Below are 13,066 nucleotides of genomic sequence, written 5' to 3'. Positions count from 1 at the left end.
TTGTTATACAGTTTCTTTATTTAGTCATATATGAAAGTTACAAACTTAAACTATATTTAGCTTTTTAAGATACCTCAAAGACTGTAACTGATCATATATCTTTGGCAAAATAATAATTGTCATGACCTTTGCAACCAAAATCCAACATTCGAGCTTCAAATTTATAGTCTTGCATAATATAAAAACAGATAGCTGCCTTATTATCAATTCCCGTTTTCAAATATATCTTTCTGATATTATTTTCTTTTGCGTATTGCTCCATAAATAAAATTAACGTTTTTCCATAGCCTTTTCTTTTGTGCTCATCATCTACCTTTAACCAGACGATTTCAGCCACAGCATTTGCACCTTCAAAAGATTCAAACTTAAGAACTCCAAATCCATTTACTATATTCAGTTCTTCAATTACAAAAACTTTGTATTGAGTATTATTAAAGAAATCTTCTACCACTAACTTAGCAGTTTCCTCTAAATTTTCATCTCCTAACATAGTTTTTACTAATTGAACTAAGCTTACCTTATCTTCTAAAGTAACACTTCTGACTTTACACATCCAAATCACCTTTTTCTCATGTTTTTACCTAATTAAATCTCTATACAGTTATGTACCAATATACACCGTATTTATCTACCACCTCAGCACAACAAGAACTCCAAGGAAGTGATCCTAGGGGAAAAAGCACTGTTCCTCCGTCTATTAACATAGCATATGCCTTTTTTACTTCCTCTTCGTTATCAAAGTTAATTCCATAACTCATAGTGGGACGAGACTCTTTTAATGATGATGCTAGCATAACCTTAAGGAAATCATCATTTCTAGACTCGCTTACGGCAAATACTTCATGTCCATCTTTAAGTAACGCCGCATGCATAAAGGTTCCGTCTGGAAATTTCTCATTATATCCCAAAGTCATTCCAAAAGCCTCCTTATAGAACTCTACGGCTTCAACTGTGTTCTTAATATATAACGTTGCTCCCAGTTTCATCTCTACACCCCTCTTATTATATAAATAATCTTTACATCAATATCTACTTACAATTTCCAAGTAATTTCATTAAGAAGATTGCAACTGCCTTAAAGAACTAACTCTACAACTTTTTTATAAAATTCTCTATCAATGTAGCAGTTTCCTCCACAGCAAGATTCGTATTATCAATAACACAATCCATATGATGGGGATTAGCTCTAAACCAATTCATATACTCAACTTGTGATTCAATAAATTCGTCACTATCAGTCATTCTCTCTTTAGGTCTTCCCTTTAATCTCTTATATAATTGCTCATCACTACATTGAAGATTTATGAAATAAGTTTTTGTAATGCCTTCAATTGATGGCATCTCCTCGTATTCCAATGGGTTCATACAGCTAAAGAATAATATATTCTTGGCTTTTGCCCTATAATTAGCACTTTTCAAGCAATCTGCATTATATTTTCTTGCACCATCCGGCTCGTCCTTATAATCATGCCAATTTAATCCCATATCATCACTATCATAAAATACAAATGTCCCTAATGTGCTTTTTTCTTTCAAATAGTCCTTTACTGTAGATTTTCCTACTCCACAAGTAGCACATAAAATCACTAATTTTTTCATTATTATTTTCTCCCGTATATATAATTCCTTACAATTTCCAAGTGATTTTATTATACATCAAATGGTTAATTATGAATACTTATGATATATTTGTTTTTATTACCATCATTCAAGCTAGACAAACGATAGGCTACCTTCAAAAGTAATGTTATTTTTATAGCAAAATAAAAAGAAGCCTATAACGATAAATTATATGACTTCTTTATTAGTTCGTTATATAGGAATGTTGTAAAATAAATTACAATTTTCTGATAAAAAATCTTACATGTTCAATATTTTTATTATGCTTTTTATCGAACTAATAATTGGTACCAATAAAGTTAATCCACTTATTATCACTGCACTTATTGCTAGGCTTTTCTTATAACCTTTTAGAGTAATTCCAATAATGCCAAGTACAAAACTAACCAAAGATATAGCAAACATAAAATTCATTATAAAATAAGAAATGGCCAAAGCTTTATTAAAATCTGTATTTATTGGTGACAACACGTCTATTATTGTTTGAATAAAAGAATAGATGATAGGAATAAATGCTAATAAAAAAGATACAATTCCGAGTTTTGAATGTTTTAATTTTTCCATAATACACCTCCCATTATATAAGTTTTCTAACTTCACAGTTTAATCTTAAGTTCACAATACTGTACGATTGCAGTAAATTGTATCCATTACTCACTTAGTTCTTTCTTGTATATTTTTATACTTTCACCAGAGTATTCAATACCATCATCAAGATACTGCCATCCAGTTTTTTCGTAATAATTACAAATGTCCGTATAAAGAAAAAGTTCTTCATATCCCTTTTCTCTGCAATAATCAATTAAAAATCTCTGTAACTCTTGTCCAATATTTTTACCCCTATATTGCTCTTTAACAAATAATGCTGACAACCATGGATAAAGGTCTTGTCTACTTAATAAATCACTTCTCCATAAACCTACAGTTCCTACCAACTGATTATCCATAAGTGCAATAAATGTTAAGGGTAATTGATTTTTTCTCAAACTATTTTTCACTATACTTTCCCAAAAACCATAGTTATCTTCATTACCAAATTCTTTCCAAAGCCACTCTATTACATTATCTAAATATTCTTTATGGTCTGCTAGGTGTTCAAATATTAAATCATCCCCGTTCTTCGTATTATCTTACAATTTCCAAGTAATTTCATTATACATTAAGTGGTTAATTATGAATACTTATGGAACATTTGCTTCTATCATCATTCTTTAACCTAGGCAAAAGATAGTCTACCTTTAAGAACAGTATTTCTATTGTAGTAAAATAAAAAGAAGCCTATAACAATAAATTATACGACTTCTTTATTAGTTCGTTATATAAGAATATTGTGTATTAAGTTTACTGTAGATTATGCTTATACTATTCATTATTACGTTTATTTTCTTCTTGCATGAACCAATGACGAATGCCTTTACCAGCCAACGGTTCATCTTTATACCGTGGAATAAAGTGTAAATGTGCATGAAATACAAACTGGCCGCCTGTTTCCCCAACATTCCAACCAAGATTATATCCATCTGGTTTATATCTTCTTTCAAGGTATTCCTTAACAGTATTAATCATATTTTTAGTATCAGCCCACTCTTTATCAGATAAATCAAAAGGTGTTTCCTTATGATTTTTGGGTATTATGTAACAAGAACCGATTAAAATATTATTTTCATCAGCAACACAAACTGTGGTATCATTCTCAAATAAAACCCATTTGAAATTTTCGGCATAATTACAACATTTACAATTTATTTTTGTGTGGTGCTAGAATCTAAATAGTACAAATTAAAATGAGAAAATCCTATATATGTAATATGATACAATAATGGTATTGTATCCAAGGAGGATCTCATTATGGCAAAACATTTAGACAAACAGTTTAAGCTTGATGCAATTCAATATTATCAAGATCACAAAGAATTAGGACTAGTTGGGTGTGCTAAGAATCTTGGCATTAGTCAGCAAACTCTTTCCAGATGGCAGAAAGAACTGCGAGAAACTGGCGATATAGAAAGCCGTGGCTCTGGCAATTATTCTTCCGATGAGGCAAAAGAAATTGCTCGTTTAAAACGTGAATTGCGTGATACTCAGGATGCTCTTGATGTATTAAAAAAAGCCATCAGCATTCTGGGAAAATAACAGAAGCTCTTTACCTAGAAGTTTCTGAAAAGACGGAAGCTGCCATGAAAGAAAACCGCCAGGTTTCCGTCTCTGGAATGCTGAAAATATTGGGTGTTTCACGGTCTGGTTATCGTGCATGGCAGAAACATATGCCTTCTGATACGCAAAAACGTAAGGAGGCTGTTAAAGTAAAAATTAAGGATATTTACGATGATTCCAAACAAAACTATGGTGCACCCAAAATTGCAAAAAAGCTACAACAGGATGGAGAAATCATTTCTCAGCGTACTGTTGGCAAGTATATGAAAGAACTAGGAATCAAGGCTCAATGGATCAAACCTTGGACAGTAACAACCAAAGATTCTGATTTCAGTAATGAACTTCAAAATATTCTTGATGAACAATTTAACCCTGAACGCCCAAATGCCGTCTGGTGTAGTGATATAACTTATATTTGGACAACAGAAAGGTTTGTTTATCTAACCAGCATTATGGATTTATATTCAAGGAAAATCATCGCATGGACGCTTTCAGAAACTTTGGAAGCAGCATGTGTGATAGAAACAATTAACAAAGCCAAAGCAAGAAGAAATACTGAGGAACCACTTATCTTACATAGTGATCGAGGAAGTCAATACGTTTCAAATGAATACCGGAAAGCTACTGAAACAATGCAACTAAGCTATTCTAAGAAAGCCTTTCCATGGGATAATGCTTGTATCGAATCCTTTCATTCCTTAATCAAAAGAGAATGGTTGAATAGATTCAAAATCTGTAATTATAGACAATCATATCGCCTAGTATTTGAATATATTGAAGCCTTCTATAATACACAACGTATTCACAGTCATTGCGACTATATGTCGCCAGATGATTTTGAAAAGCTGTATGAAAAAGCAAAAAAGCAAGGAATGCTATTGGCGAGTTAATATGAGGATAAACTTCTCATTTTAACTTGTACTAAATCTTGACATAGGACCAGTGTCCATTTATCAATTCCTCCAAAAAGTTCATAAGCAGATTATATAAATAATCTGTAGTTCACACTTAATTACGATTGTGACATAATTTAATTATACATTAAACACCTATTTATGTATATTTGTTGAATTTTTATTTTCATCATCATTCTTAAACACAATTAAAAGATAGGATATCTTCAAGAGTAATGTTACTTTTATACCAAAACAAAAAGAAGCCTATAACAATAAGTTATATGGCTTCTTCATTAGTTCGTTATATAAGAAGATGACGAGGTAATTTATATAATATTTTATTTATTAGTAGGTTTATTTAATCTACTTTCTAACTACCGGTATCCATACTTCTTCAAAGTCATCACCATAAATCTCCATATCAGGACCTTTTGCCTTATCATATCCCGATGACGGTAACCATTCACTGTATGCTCGTTGAAAAAGCTCAGGTATCTTGCAATCATCATGGTCTTTTAGACCATCTAAACGAAAAACTGCCCAAGTGTGCTTAGAAATCTTAGCAGTTTTATAGCCATCTATCCTGCAACCCTCTTTTTTTTCTGCAAAAAGCATATATGGGAACTCATTAGCATCCGGCTCAATATGACCGCATATAGCATTGATAACGCAGGCATCTTTACCCCCTCTATTTCCTCCTGCATCTTCAAATAATCTTTCATAACTACCATTATTCTGGCATTCTGTCCAAAAATCTGGTATTTTTCCTACATCATCGTTCCGAAAAATTCTTTCAATGCCGAAAATCTCAAACTCCTCTTTTTGTTCAATTCTCCAATTCATTTCCTGCACTCCTTTAATTTTAATTTGAAAGGTTAAAGGAGTAAATATTTTTAACATAACACCTGTTTGCCGTCCCACTGTAGGCGTTACACCATGCTGTCTCACAAATGCCCGTGTGAAACTGTCAGCATTATCGTAACCATATTTAACAGCAAGATCAATTACCTTTACATCATTGCTTTGCAATTCCATCGCTGCAAGTGTCAGCTTTCGTTTTCTTATATACTCAGATAGCGGCATTTCAGCAATATAGTAAAATAATCTACCAAAATGATACGACGAATAAGTCGTAACTTCAGAAACATCTGCAAGTGCAATATCATCACATATGTGTTCTTCAATATAATCCATAGCCAGATTCAGTTGTGTTAATAAATCCATACTCCTAAGACCTCCTTCCTGATTAAATGATAACAAAGGTAGTGGAAAGCTACCCGACATTATTTATAAGAATTTGCAGGATTAATCATATGAATTAAAAGCATTTCCGAAAATTACAACAATCATAAATAAGAAACTTTATTAAGGTGTAGTTCACCTTATCACTACTTTTTTTTATTATTAAACCATTGAATTGTTGCTTCTTCCATCTCTTTTGGAAGTATTTTATTATACACTTGATTGTACAACCATGCCAATGTCTTATTACTTAAATATTTTCTCATTTCATCTTCAGCTTCTAGCATTACAACTTTTATTAAACAAGGACACTTAGTGTGTGTATCTGGTAAATTATCCTTATCTAATAATATATTTTTTTGTCTAATCTCTGCACATTGAAAAAATGGTTCACTTCCTTCTACTGCTTCAACAACATCCCAAAATGTTATTTCCTCTGCACTACGAGCTAGTGCATAACCACCTTTTACGCCTGGTATAGATTTTACTATTCCTGACTTACTTAATTTTGCATATACCTTTGATAAATAAGTTTCCGAGATACCTTGAAATGTAGCTAAATCCCTTATTCCCACAGATGTACCTTCTTCTGAGTTTACCATATATAATAAGCAATGTATTGCATATTCCACTCCTACTGAAAATTTCATTTATTATACTCCTTTGATTAATATATAGCCTTTTATTAATATTATCCTATTATTTTTTATCATTCAAGATAATCACACAGCATTAAATCTATATTCCTTGGGAAAATATTCTTATTGACAAAACGAGAAGAAATTTGTATTCTTATTAAAGACAAGTGTTGTCCACGATAACATTTATCCACAATTCACAGAAAGAAGGAATATAAGATGCTTACAGAAAAATTTTATGAGGTATTAAATCACGAAGGCGTAGTTTCAATAGTATCATGGGGAACAGAGGAAGCACATGTAACTTGCACTTGGAATTCCTATCTAGTGGTAACAGATGATGAAAGAATTTTAATCCCTGCAGCTGGAATGCATAGTACAGAAAATGATGTAAATTCTAATAACAAAGTGAAGGTCACTCTAGGCGCTAGGGAAGTTATGGGCCATAATAATTACCAAGGAACAGGTTTTCAAGTTGGTGGTACTGCAAATTTTCTTACAACTGGCCCAGATTTTACTATGATGAAAGAAAAATACCCCTTTTTAAATAGAGTTTTAGAGATAACAGTTACATCTGCAAAACAATTGCTTTAAGCTTTTAAATTTATTAACTAAAGTACTTTAAATACATTTAAAAATAAGCCTTGGAGCTATAATCAGAGTTATTTAGTTATTAATAAATATTATAAGAAAAGAGACCGCATCTTTTTAGTATCAATCTAAAATGTGCCGTCTCTTAATATAAATAGGTATTGTATAAATGTTTTTGAGTTTACTTCAAATATTGTTCCGGATTTAATGATATTTCTTTTAGATCTGAAAAGAATAATGAACAGTGGTATCCATCAGCAACTGCATGATGAACCTGAATAGTTACTGGCATAATAATTTTATCATCCTCTTCAAAGAACTTCCCCCATGTTACCATTGGAAACAGAAAAGGAGTGCTTCCTTCATTGTTTACATTAAAAGATGTGTAATTAAACCAAGGCAGACATGAAACAATAAAAAAGTTATTTTGAAACTTTGTAGTAAAAGTATTATCCTCTTTATAACGGTTTAAAGCATTCTCCATATCTTTATAAAAATTTTCAAATATGCTATTAAATGACGTATACAAATCACTCATTACTTTAGTCTTATCATTTAATACAGAATAACTTGGACCAATTTCATCAAAGAATCCTAAGCTACCTTCTTCATCAAATGCCATTTTAAATTCTTGGTAGCTATTTATAACTTTTGAAACAACCCATGTAAAGGTCGGATAAAACCTCAACTTATTAGTTTTTGTATAATTATAAAGATTTGTAATGTCAATATTGACGGTTATACTGTATGTACACTTTGCATTATTAAAGAAATGATTAAAGCATTCCTTCCTAGCCCAAGTATTCATATCAATTATATTAAAGCCCATAATTTATCCACTCCCTTAGGTTTTATTAAGAAAAATATGACTTATTTTATATCATTTGTTTTAGCTAAGTAGTCCTGCTTCGTTAACTCTACAATATCCTCTGCAACTCTTTTAAACCCAACTTTCTTAAACACTTTTTCTGCCGATATTCTTGACTTTGGGAAGTCATCAAAGATTTTATCTACTCCTAACACTCTAAAAGCATTATCAACTAACAATATTAGTGCTTGTTCACTAAATCCATTTCCCCTATATTTTGCTTCAACTATTATATTAACACAGTAAGAATTTTTTTCACTAACATAGCGTAAAGCAACCTCACCAATAGGTATACCTTGATCAACTTTGATGATATACGCATAATATCTTTCTGGCATATTATCAACCCATAGTGAAAACCAATCCTTCCAAGCGTTTTCGTTAAATTCTATACATCCTGTTTCAGCATTATTTCCATATCCTATATTATAGGACATTGTTTCTCTATCTGCTAAAAGTTTTTTTCTATATTTTAACTCTTGAAATTTAGGTATTCTTAATTTTACTTTGTTACTTTCCACTTTATTCCCCCATATTAAGCAAGTAAATTTTCTTCATCTTATCTTACGATTGTGCCATAATTCGATTATACATCACACATCCATTTATGTATATTTATAGAATATTTATTTTCAACAGCATTCTTTAACCTACTCAAAAGATAGGCTCTACTATAGAAAAACTAAATAATTAAATGTATAATTCATAATAAATATCCACAATTTCACTACCACCTGATATATAATTTAATTAACCAAACCCGTTGTGCTAGTTAAATACGCTGGCAATACTTACAAATAGAAAAACTCCAGCATATTTGCTAACCTATCATTAAAAAACACCACTAATCTAATGATAGGAGGCTAACCTATATGCCAGAGTTTAATAAAGATTCTACCATAACAATAAATGACTTAAAAGATTTTATTGTTGTCACTTATGTTATAATTGATGACTTTTACCAAAAAGTAACTCCAACATTTATTAAAAATCGTCGTAACATCGCTAAATCAGTAATGACTGATAGCGAAATAATTACGATTTCTTTAGTAGGTGAACTCTTAACCATTGACTCTGAAAAAGCATGGTTTGGATTTTGCTCTAAAAACCTACGAGACTTATTTCCCAACTTTTGTAGTAGGCCGAGGTTTCATAGAGTTAGAAAGTCATTATTTCGAGTCATTGATGAAATTCGTAAAGAGTTAACGAAATTTCTTAACTATCAATATGACCGAATGAGAATTGCAGATAGTATGCCAATTCCTGTGTGTAAGTTTGGGAGAGCTCATTTCCATAAAGCTTTTAAGCCGGAGGCTGCCTACGGGCGATGCGCTTCGAAAAAAGAAACATATTATGGATTCAAATTACATGCTTTAGTAGCCCTCGATGGCTATATCACAGATTTTACTGTAACAGCAGCAAATATTGATGACAGAGATGTCGTCTGGGAACTCACAGCTAATTCAGAGATTGATATACTAATAGGTGATAAAGGATATATAGGTCAAAAAGTTGCTTCGCAATTAAAAGAAACAAGGTACATTCGTCTTTTAACAATAAATCGTAACAATAGTAAAACTAAACTTTTAAAACCTTTTAGGCAGTTGATATTCAAGGCTCGTCGTAGAGTAGAAACTACTTTTTCTCAGCTCTCCGAGCAATTAAATATGCAGAGGGTTCTTACAAAATCAACTTGGGGATTTGCCACAAGAATATCAAATAAAATATTAGCTCATAATCTTTGCTATTTTATAAATAAATTTTTTAATATAGGTATAGAAATATCAAAGATTAAAGAATTAGTATTCGGATAATAATTTCCAAAAACAGTATATGAGACAATAGGATAGGACTGCCTAAAATCATGGTATAAATATCCTTTTAATGAAAACTTATCTGCTAGCACAACAGGTTAACCAACTAAAAAACTGTGGACTACTATATTTCAAATAAACAATTAGGAGTAACGAACATGGATAACATAGTAATTCAAAATTTATCTTTTGCTGATTGTCAAACTTGGCTTAATCTTGCTCATGAATCAGACAAAATAGTTGAAAATTTAATTTCAGATATAAACATTTTCTATGAAGGCTTTGATTTATATATGAATTCAAAATACAAAAAAATGAAGCATACATGGCGATTAATGATAATTCAAAAAAATCTATGGGGATAGTTGCTTTTTCACGAACTTACAATAGAATAACTTTCTTGGGAGTATTTGAAGAATTTGATTTTTTAAACGTTGGGGCAAAGTTAATTGATTTTGCATTAAAACAATTAGATTGCTCAAAACATATTACCGCAAATGTTTTAAGAGGAAATATAGAACCTTTGCAAAAAGAAAAGCATCTTTATGAAACTTTTGGATTTATTGAATATGACAACTCTATTTTTGAGGCAAGGGTCCCTGCTTGTATGTTAATGTTATCTCGAAAAATGTAGGGAAAATTGAAATGTAGAAGGTCACCTTAGTAACCTCAATATCATAAAAATAACTATTCAATAATGTTGTTTACAGAAAAATTTTCACATTACTCTACTCAAAACACAAAAGTGGTCATTTTTTTTACTATACACACCTGACACAAAAGTATTATTGGCTTTTCGAGATATACTAAACAAAATAGGTTATTATTAGCAAATGCCTATAAAGTTTCACATTCTCTTTCTTACCTAAAATACTTTTGTGTAAGTTGTTCATTGGGTGTTCCCTCTTTCACTCTATCCTCCTGTTTACCCAGTACGCAGATTGGGATGGAGCGATACCTTTTAAGAATTAACAATCAAAAATAGTTGACCAAAACATTATTATTTAACATAAAACTCCATATTCAAACATTCTTCAGAATTGCTTCCAACCCATACCTTAAATTGACCAGGTTCAACAACAAAGTCTCCGTTTATATCAGTGAATTTAAAGCTTTTAACTGGGATACTGAATTTTAATTGCACTATTTCTTCCTGTTTTATAAATACCTTCTCAAATGCTTTTAACTCTTTCTGAGGCCTTGTTACAGATCCTACAACATCGGTTATATATACCTGAATAACTTCATAACTATCAACACTACCGACATTTTTTACATTAATATAAACCTCTAAAGAATCATCGATATCTAAAATAATTTTGTTCAATTTAATCTCAGAGTATTCAAATTTGGTATAACTCATTCCATACCCAAAAGGGAATAATGGTTTATGGTTAATATCTAAATACTCTGAAGTCCACCCTATAGAATTATGAAAATCGCCATCATTTACTGAGATTGGGCGCTCTAGAGGTGGTCGACCATAATTTTTATGAGAATAATATATTGGAATTTGCCCCTCTGCTCTTGGAAATGATATTGGTAGGCGCCCCGAAGGAGACGATTTACCAAACAATATATTTGTAACAGCCTTGCCCCCCATTGAACCAGGGTGCCAAGCATACAAAACTGAAGTGGAATTTGACAAGATATCTTTAATTATCAATGGCCGTCCTGCATATACAACTGTTACTACATTTTTATTTATTTCAGCTATTTTTTCAAGCATCTTTGATTGCCCTAATGGTAATGAAAGATATGCACGGCAATGTTTTTCGCCATTCATCAGTGAATCTTCACCAACTACCACAATAACAACATCAGACCTTCGAATATGTTCTACAGTCACATCATCAATGGTTTCAAATGAGACACGACAATCTGGAAGAATAGAATCGTAATATAACTCTATATTTTGCTCTAAGCAATATGACTTAATACTTTCATAAAAAGTAACGACTCTATCTATATCACCATCCATAGACCAACATCCCATTTGGTCAATTTTACTATCAGCAAGAGGTCCAATTACAGTTATTTTCTGCACATCATCCTTCAAAGGAAGAAATGATGCGTTATTTTTAAGCAATATAAGACTTTGCTCTGCTAATTCTAATGCAACATTATTATCAAAATCAGAATTTATTTCAGTAAAATTATTATTTGAATAAGGATTTTTGAAAAGACCTAATTTATGTTTTAAGTTCAAAATTCGTCTAACGCACTTATTCACTAGTTCAGTGTCAATATATCCCTCTTCAATAAGCTTCTCTATAAAATTCATATAATTTAAGCTTACCATCTCAATATCAATTTCAGATTCAATTGATTTTAATGCTGCTTCCTTACCATCCTGACAAAACCCTTGAAAAATCATCTCAGTAATTGAATTAAAATCACTAACAACAACTCCATCAAAATTCCATTCATCGCGTAATAACTTTTTAAGAAGTTCTTTGTTTCCGGACATTGGTATCCCATCCAAATCATTGAAACCTGCCATAATAGTTGCAACACCAGCTTTCACACTGGAGAGAAAAGGTGGCAAATATACATCATTCAGTTCTCTCGGAGGAATTGGAGTAACATTATAATCTCTTCCGTCTTCAGTTGCACTATAACCAACAAAATGTTTAGAACAAGCTGCCAAGGATGAAGGATCTGACAAATTTTCACCTTGATATCCCCGAATAACCGCTTGTGCAAACGAGGATACAAGGAATGCATCTTCACCATAGCCTTCAGCTACTCTGCCCCATTTTGGGTTTCTAGAAACATCTATCATTGGGGAAAATGTCCATCTAATCCCGCATATAGTAGCCTCTTTTGCAGTAATAGCCGCTGCCTTTTCAGCAAGTTCCAGATTCCATGAAGCAGCTTGAGCCAAAGGTATCGGAAAAATTAAATTGAAGCCATGAATTATGTCACGTGCAAAAATAAGCGGTATTCCTAATCGGCTCTCTTCAACAGCGATTTTTTGGTACTCTTGTATTAAATTTCGATCTACTAGATTTATTACTGAACCAGCAAAACCTTTTTTAACCAACGATCTATCATCTTCTAAATTAAATGCTACATTTTCGTTATTAGCTTCAATACATATTTGATACATTTGACCTAGTTTTTCTCTTATTGTCATTTTTCCAATCAGAGAATCTATAAAATTTGATTCTTCAATATCTTTGTTATTTGATAGCATCACGATTCCTCACTTCATAAATAATAATAGGGATTTTCTTTATT

At 31.6% G+C, this 13,066-nt stretch carries 17 protein-coding genes; 6 read left to right on the top strand and 11 right to left on the bottom strand.

Annotated features, from left to right (window positions below; genetic code table 11):
• Positions 1–91: 91 nt before the first annotated feature.
• The 6 genes from CLOCEL_RS05310 to CLOCEL_RS05285 all read right to left on the bottom strand — a co-directional run bounded on the left by CLOCEL_RS05310 (position 92) and on the right by CLOCEL_RS05285 (position 3,366).
• On the bottom strand, positions 92–553 hold the full coding sequence (locus CLOCEL_RS05310; protein WP_010076331.1) for a GNAT family N-acetyltransferase: 462 nt from the start codon (positions 551–553) through the stop codon (positions 92–94).
• A 40-nt stretch (positions 554–593) separates the two neighbouring features.
• Positions 594–986: a VOC family protein gene (locus CLOCEL_RS05305; RefSeq protein ID WP_010076332.1), complete on the bottom strand. Its 393-nt coding sequence runs from the start codon at positions 984–986 to the stop codon at positions 594–596.
• A gap of 103 nt (positions 987–1,089) precedes the next feature.
• Entirely contained in the window at positions 1,090–1,599 is a 510-nt protein-coding gene (locus tag CLOCEL_RS05300) for an AAA family ATPase (RefSeq protein ID WP_010076333.1), read from the bottom strand.
• Between the two features lie 261 nt (positions 1,600–1,860).
• Positions 1,861–2,184 carry a hypothetical protein gene (locus CLOCEL_RS05295; RefSeq protein WP_010076334.1) on the bottom strand — a complete coding sequence of 108 codons (324 nt, stop codon included), beginning with the start codon at positions 2,182–2,184 and terminating at the stop codon, positions 1,861–1,863.
• An 86-nt stretch (positions 2,185–2,270) separates the two neighbouring features.
• Entirely contained in the window at positions 2,271–2,723 is a 453-nt protein-coding gene (locus CLOCEL_RS05290) for a GNAT family N-acetyltransferase (RefSeq protein ID WP_013291644.1), read from the bottom strand.
• Positions 2,724–2,982: 259 nt separating this feature from the next.
• Positions 2,983–3,366 (bottom strand): HIT family protein, encoded by a 384-nt coding sequence (locus CLOCEL_RS05285; protein WP_013291643.1) that lies wholly within the window; start codon positions 3,364–3,366, stop codon positions 2,983–2,985.
• A gap of 102 nt (positions 3,367–3,468) precedes the next feature.
• On the opposite strand from CLOCEL_RS05285, the gene CLOCEL_RS05280 reads away from it, so the two are divergent.
• Both CLOCEL_RS05280 and CLOCEL_RS05275 read left to right on the top strand, forming a co-directional pair.
• Positions 3,469–3,753, top strand: a complete 285-nt coding sequence (locus CLOCEL_RS05280) for a transposase (RefSeq protein WP_013291642.1) — start codon at positions 3,469–3,471, stop codon at positions 3,751–3,753.
• Positions 3,720–4,664 carry an IS3 family transposase gene (locus CLOCEL_RS05275; RefSeq protein ID WP_341271460.1) on the top strand — a complete coding sequence of 315 codons (945 nt, stop codon included), beginning with the start codon at positions 3,720–3,722 and terminating at the stop codon, positions 4,662–4,664. Before CLOCEL_RS05280 ends, CLOCEL_RS05275 begins: the two co-directional genes overlap by 34 nt.
• Positions 4,665–5,033: 369 nt before the next feature.
• On the opposite strand, the gene CLOCEL_RS05270 is transcribed toward CLOCEL_RS05275, so the two are convergent.
• Positions 5,034–5,894 carry an effector binding domain-containing protein gene (locus tag CLOCEL_RS05270; RefSeq protein ID WP_010076337.1) on the bottom strand — a complete coding sequence of 287 codons (861 nt, stop codon included), beginning with the start codon at positions 5,892–5,894 and terminating at the stop codon, positions 5,034–5,036.
• A 164-nt stretch (positions 5,895–6,058) separates the two neighbouring features.
• On the bottom strand, positions 6,059–6,562 hold the full coding sequence (locus CLOCEL_RS05265) for an RrF2 family transcriptional regulator (protein ID WP_010076338.1): 504 nt from the start codon (positions 6,560–6,562) through the stop codon (positions 6,059–6,061).
• A gap of 207 nt (positions 6,563–6,769) precedes the next feature.
• Here CLOCEL_RS05265 and CLOCEL_RS05260 point away from each other — a divergent pair, with 207 nt between their 5' ends.
• On the top strand, positions 6,770–7,144 hold the full coding sequence (locus tag CLOCEL_RS05260) for a pyridoxamine 5'-phosphate oxidase family protein (RefSeq protein WP_010076339.1): 375 nt from the start codon (positions 6,770–6,772) through the stop codon (positions 7,142–7,144).
• Positions 7,145–7,322: 178 nt separating this feature from the next.
• Here the strand turns inward: CLOCEL_RS05260 and CLOCEL_RS05255 are convergent, their stop codons facing one another.
• Positions 7,323–7,970, bottom strand: a complete 648-nt coding sequence (locus CLOCEL_RS05255) for a chloramphenicol acetyltransferase (protein ID WP_010076340.1) — start codon at positions 7,968–7,970, stop codon at positions 7,323–7,325.
• A gap of 41 nt (positions 7,971–8,011) precedes the next feature.
• A complete protein-coding gene (locus tag CLOCEL_RS05250; protein WP_010076341.1) occupies positions 8,012–8,530 on the bottom strand; it encodes a GNAT family N-acetyltransferase in 519 nt (172 codons plus the stop codon).
• Positions 8,531–8,881: 351 nt separating this feature from the next.
• Here CLOCEL_RS05250 and CLOCEL_RS05245 point away from each other — a divergent pair, with 351 nt between their 5' ends.
• The 3 genes from CLOCEL_RS05245 (at position 8,882) to CLOCEL_RS05235 (ending at position 10,457) form a co-directional block, all read left to right on the top strand.
• Positions 8,882–9,823 carry an IS982 family transposase gene (locus CLOCEL_RS05245; protein ID WP_010077629.1) on the top strand — a complete coding sequence of 314 codons (942 nt, stop codon included), beginning with the start codon at positions 8,882–8,884 and terminating at the stop codon, positions 9,821–9,823.
• 158 nt (positions 9,824–9,981) lie between these two features.
• A complete protein-coding gene (locus CLOCEL_RS05240; RefSeq protein ID WP_010076342.1) occupies positions 9,982–10,188 on the top strand; it encodes a hypothetical protein in 207 nt (68 codons plus the stop codon).
• Positions 10,149–10,457 carry a hypothetical protein gene (locus CLOCEL_RS05235; RefSeq protein WP_010076343.1) on the top strand — a complete coding sequence of 103 codons (309 nt, stop codon included), beginning with the start codon at positions 10,149–10,151 and terminating at the stop codon, positions 10,455–10,457. The genes CLOCEL_RS05240 and CLOCEL_RS05235 overlap by 40 nt, the downstream gene beginning before the upstream one ends.
• Before the next feature lie 366 nt (positions 10,458–10,823).
• Here CLOCEL_RS05235 and CLOCEL_RS05230 read toward each other — a convergent pair whose 3' ends face one another.
• Positions 10,824–13,022: a glycoside hydrolase family 3 N-terminal domain-containing protein gene (locus tag CLOCEL_RS05230; RefSeq protein ID WP_010076344.1), complete on the bottom strand. Its 2,199-nt coding sequence runs from the start codon at positions 13,020–13,022 to the stop codon at positions 10,824–10,826.
• Between the last annotated feature and the right edge of the window lie 44 nt (positions 13,023–13,066).

This window comes from Clostridium cellulovorans 743B (genome assembly GCF_000145275.1).
In the GTDB taxonomy this organism is placed as follows: domain Bacteria; phylum Bacillota; class Clostridia; order Clostridiales; family Clostridiaceae; genus Clostridium_K; species Clostridium_K cellulovorans.
The sequence above is the reverse complement of the archived record's forward strand: the minus strand, read 5'-3'. Positions and strand labels throughout refer to the sequence as shown.

Bases quoted from the DNA above. Each gene is read 5' to 3' on its own strand.
- CLOCEL_RS05245 (WP_010077629.1), top strand. From the start codon at position 8,882: ATGCCAGAGTTTAATAAAGATTCTACCATAACAATAAATGACTTAAAA.
- CLOCEL_RS05280 (WP_013291642.1), top strand. From the start codon at position 3,469: ATGGCAAAACATTTAGACAAACAGTTTAAGCTTGATGCAATTCAATAT.
- CLOCEL_RS05255 (WP_010076340.1), bottom strand. From the start codon at position 7,970: ATGGGCTTTAATATAATTGATATGAATACTTGGGCTAGGAAGGAATGC.
- CLOCEL_RS05270 (WP_010076337.1), bottom strand. From the start codon at position 5,894: ATGGATTTATTAACACAACTGAATCTGGCTATGGATTATATTGAAGAA.
- CLOCEL_RS05295 (WP_010076334.1), bottom strand. From the start codon at position 2,184: ATGGAAAAATTAAAACATTCAAAACTCGGAATTGTATCTTTTTTATTA.
- CLOCEL_RS05265 (WP_010076338.1), bottom strand. From the start codon at position 6,562: ATGAAATTTTCAGTAGGAGTGGAATATGCAATACATTGCTTATTATAT.
- CLOCEL_RS05230 (WP_010076344.1), bottom strand. From the start codon at position 13,022: ATGCTATCAAATAACAAAGATATTGAAGAATCAAATTTTATAGATTCT.
- CLOCEL_RS05300 (WP_010076333.1), bottom strand. From the start codon at position 1,599: ATGAAAAAATTAGTGATTTTATGTGCTACTTGTGGAGTAGGAAAATCT.
- CLOCEL_RS05260 (WP_010076339.1), top strand. From the start codon at position 6,770: ATGCTTACAGAAAAATTTTATGAGGTATTAAATCACGAAGGCGTAGTT.
- CLOCEL_RS05235 (WP_010076343.1), top strand. From the start codon at position 10,149: ATGGCGATTAATGATAATTCAAAAAAATCTATGGGGATAGTTGCTTTT.
- CLOCEL_RS05310 (WP_010076331.1), bottom strand. From the start codon at position 553: ATGTGTAAAGTCAGAAGTGTTACTTTAGAAGATAAGGTAAGCTTAGTT.
- CLOCEL_RS05240 (WP_010076342.1), top strand. From the start codon at position 9,982: ATGGATAACATAGTAATTCAAAATTTATCTTTTGCTGATTGTCAAACT.
- CLOCEL_RS05305 (WP_010076332.1), bottom strand. From the start codon at position 986: ATGAAACTGGGAGCAACGTTATATATTAAGAACACAGTTGAAGCCGTA.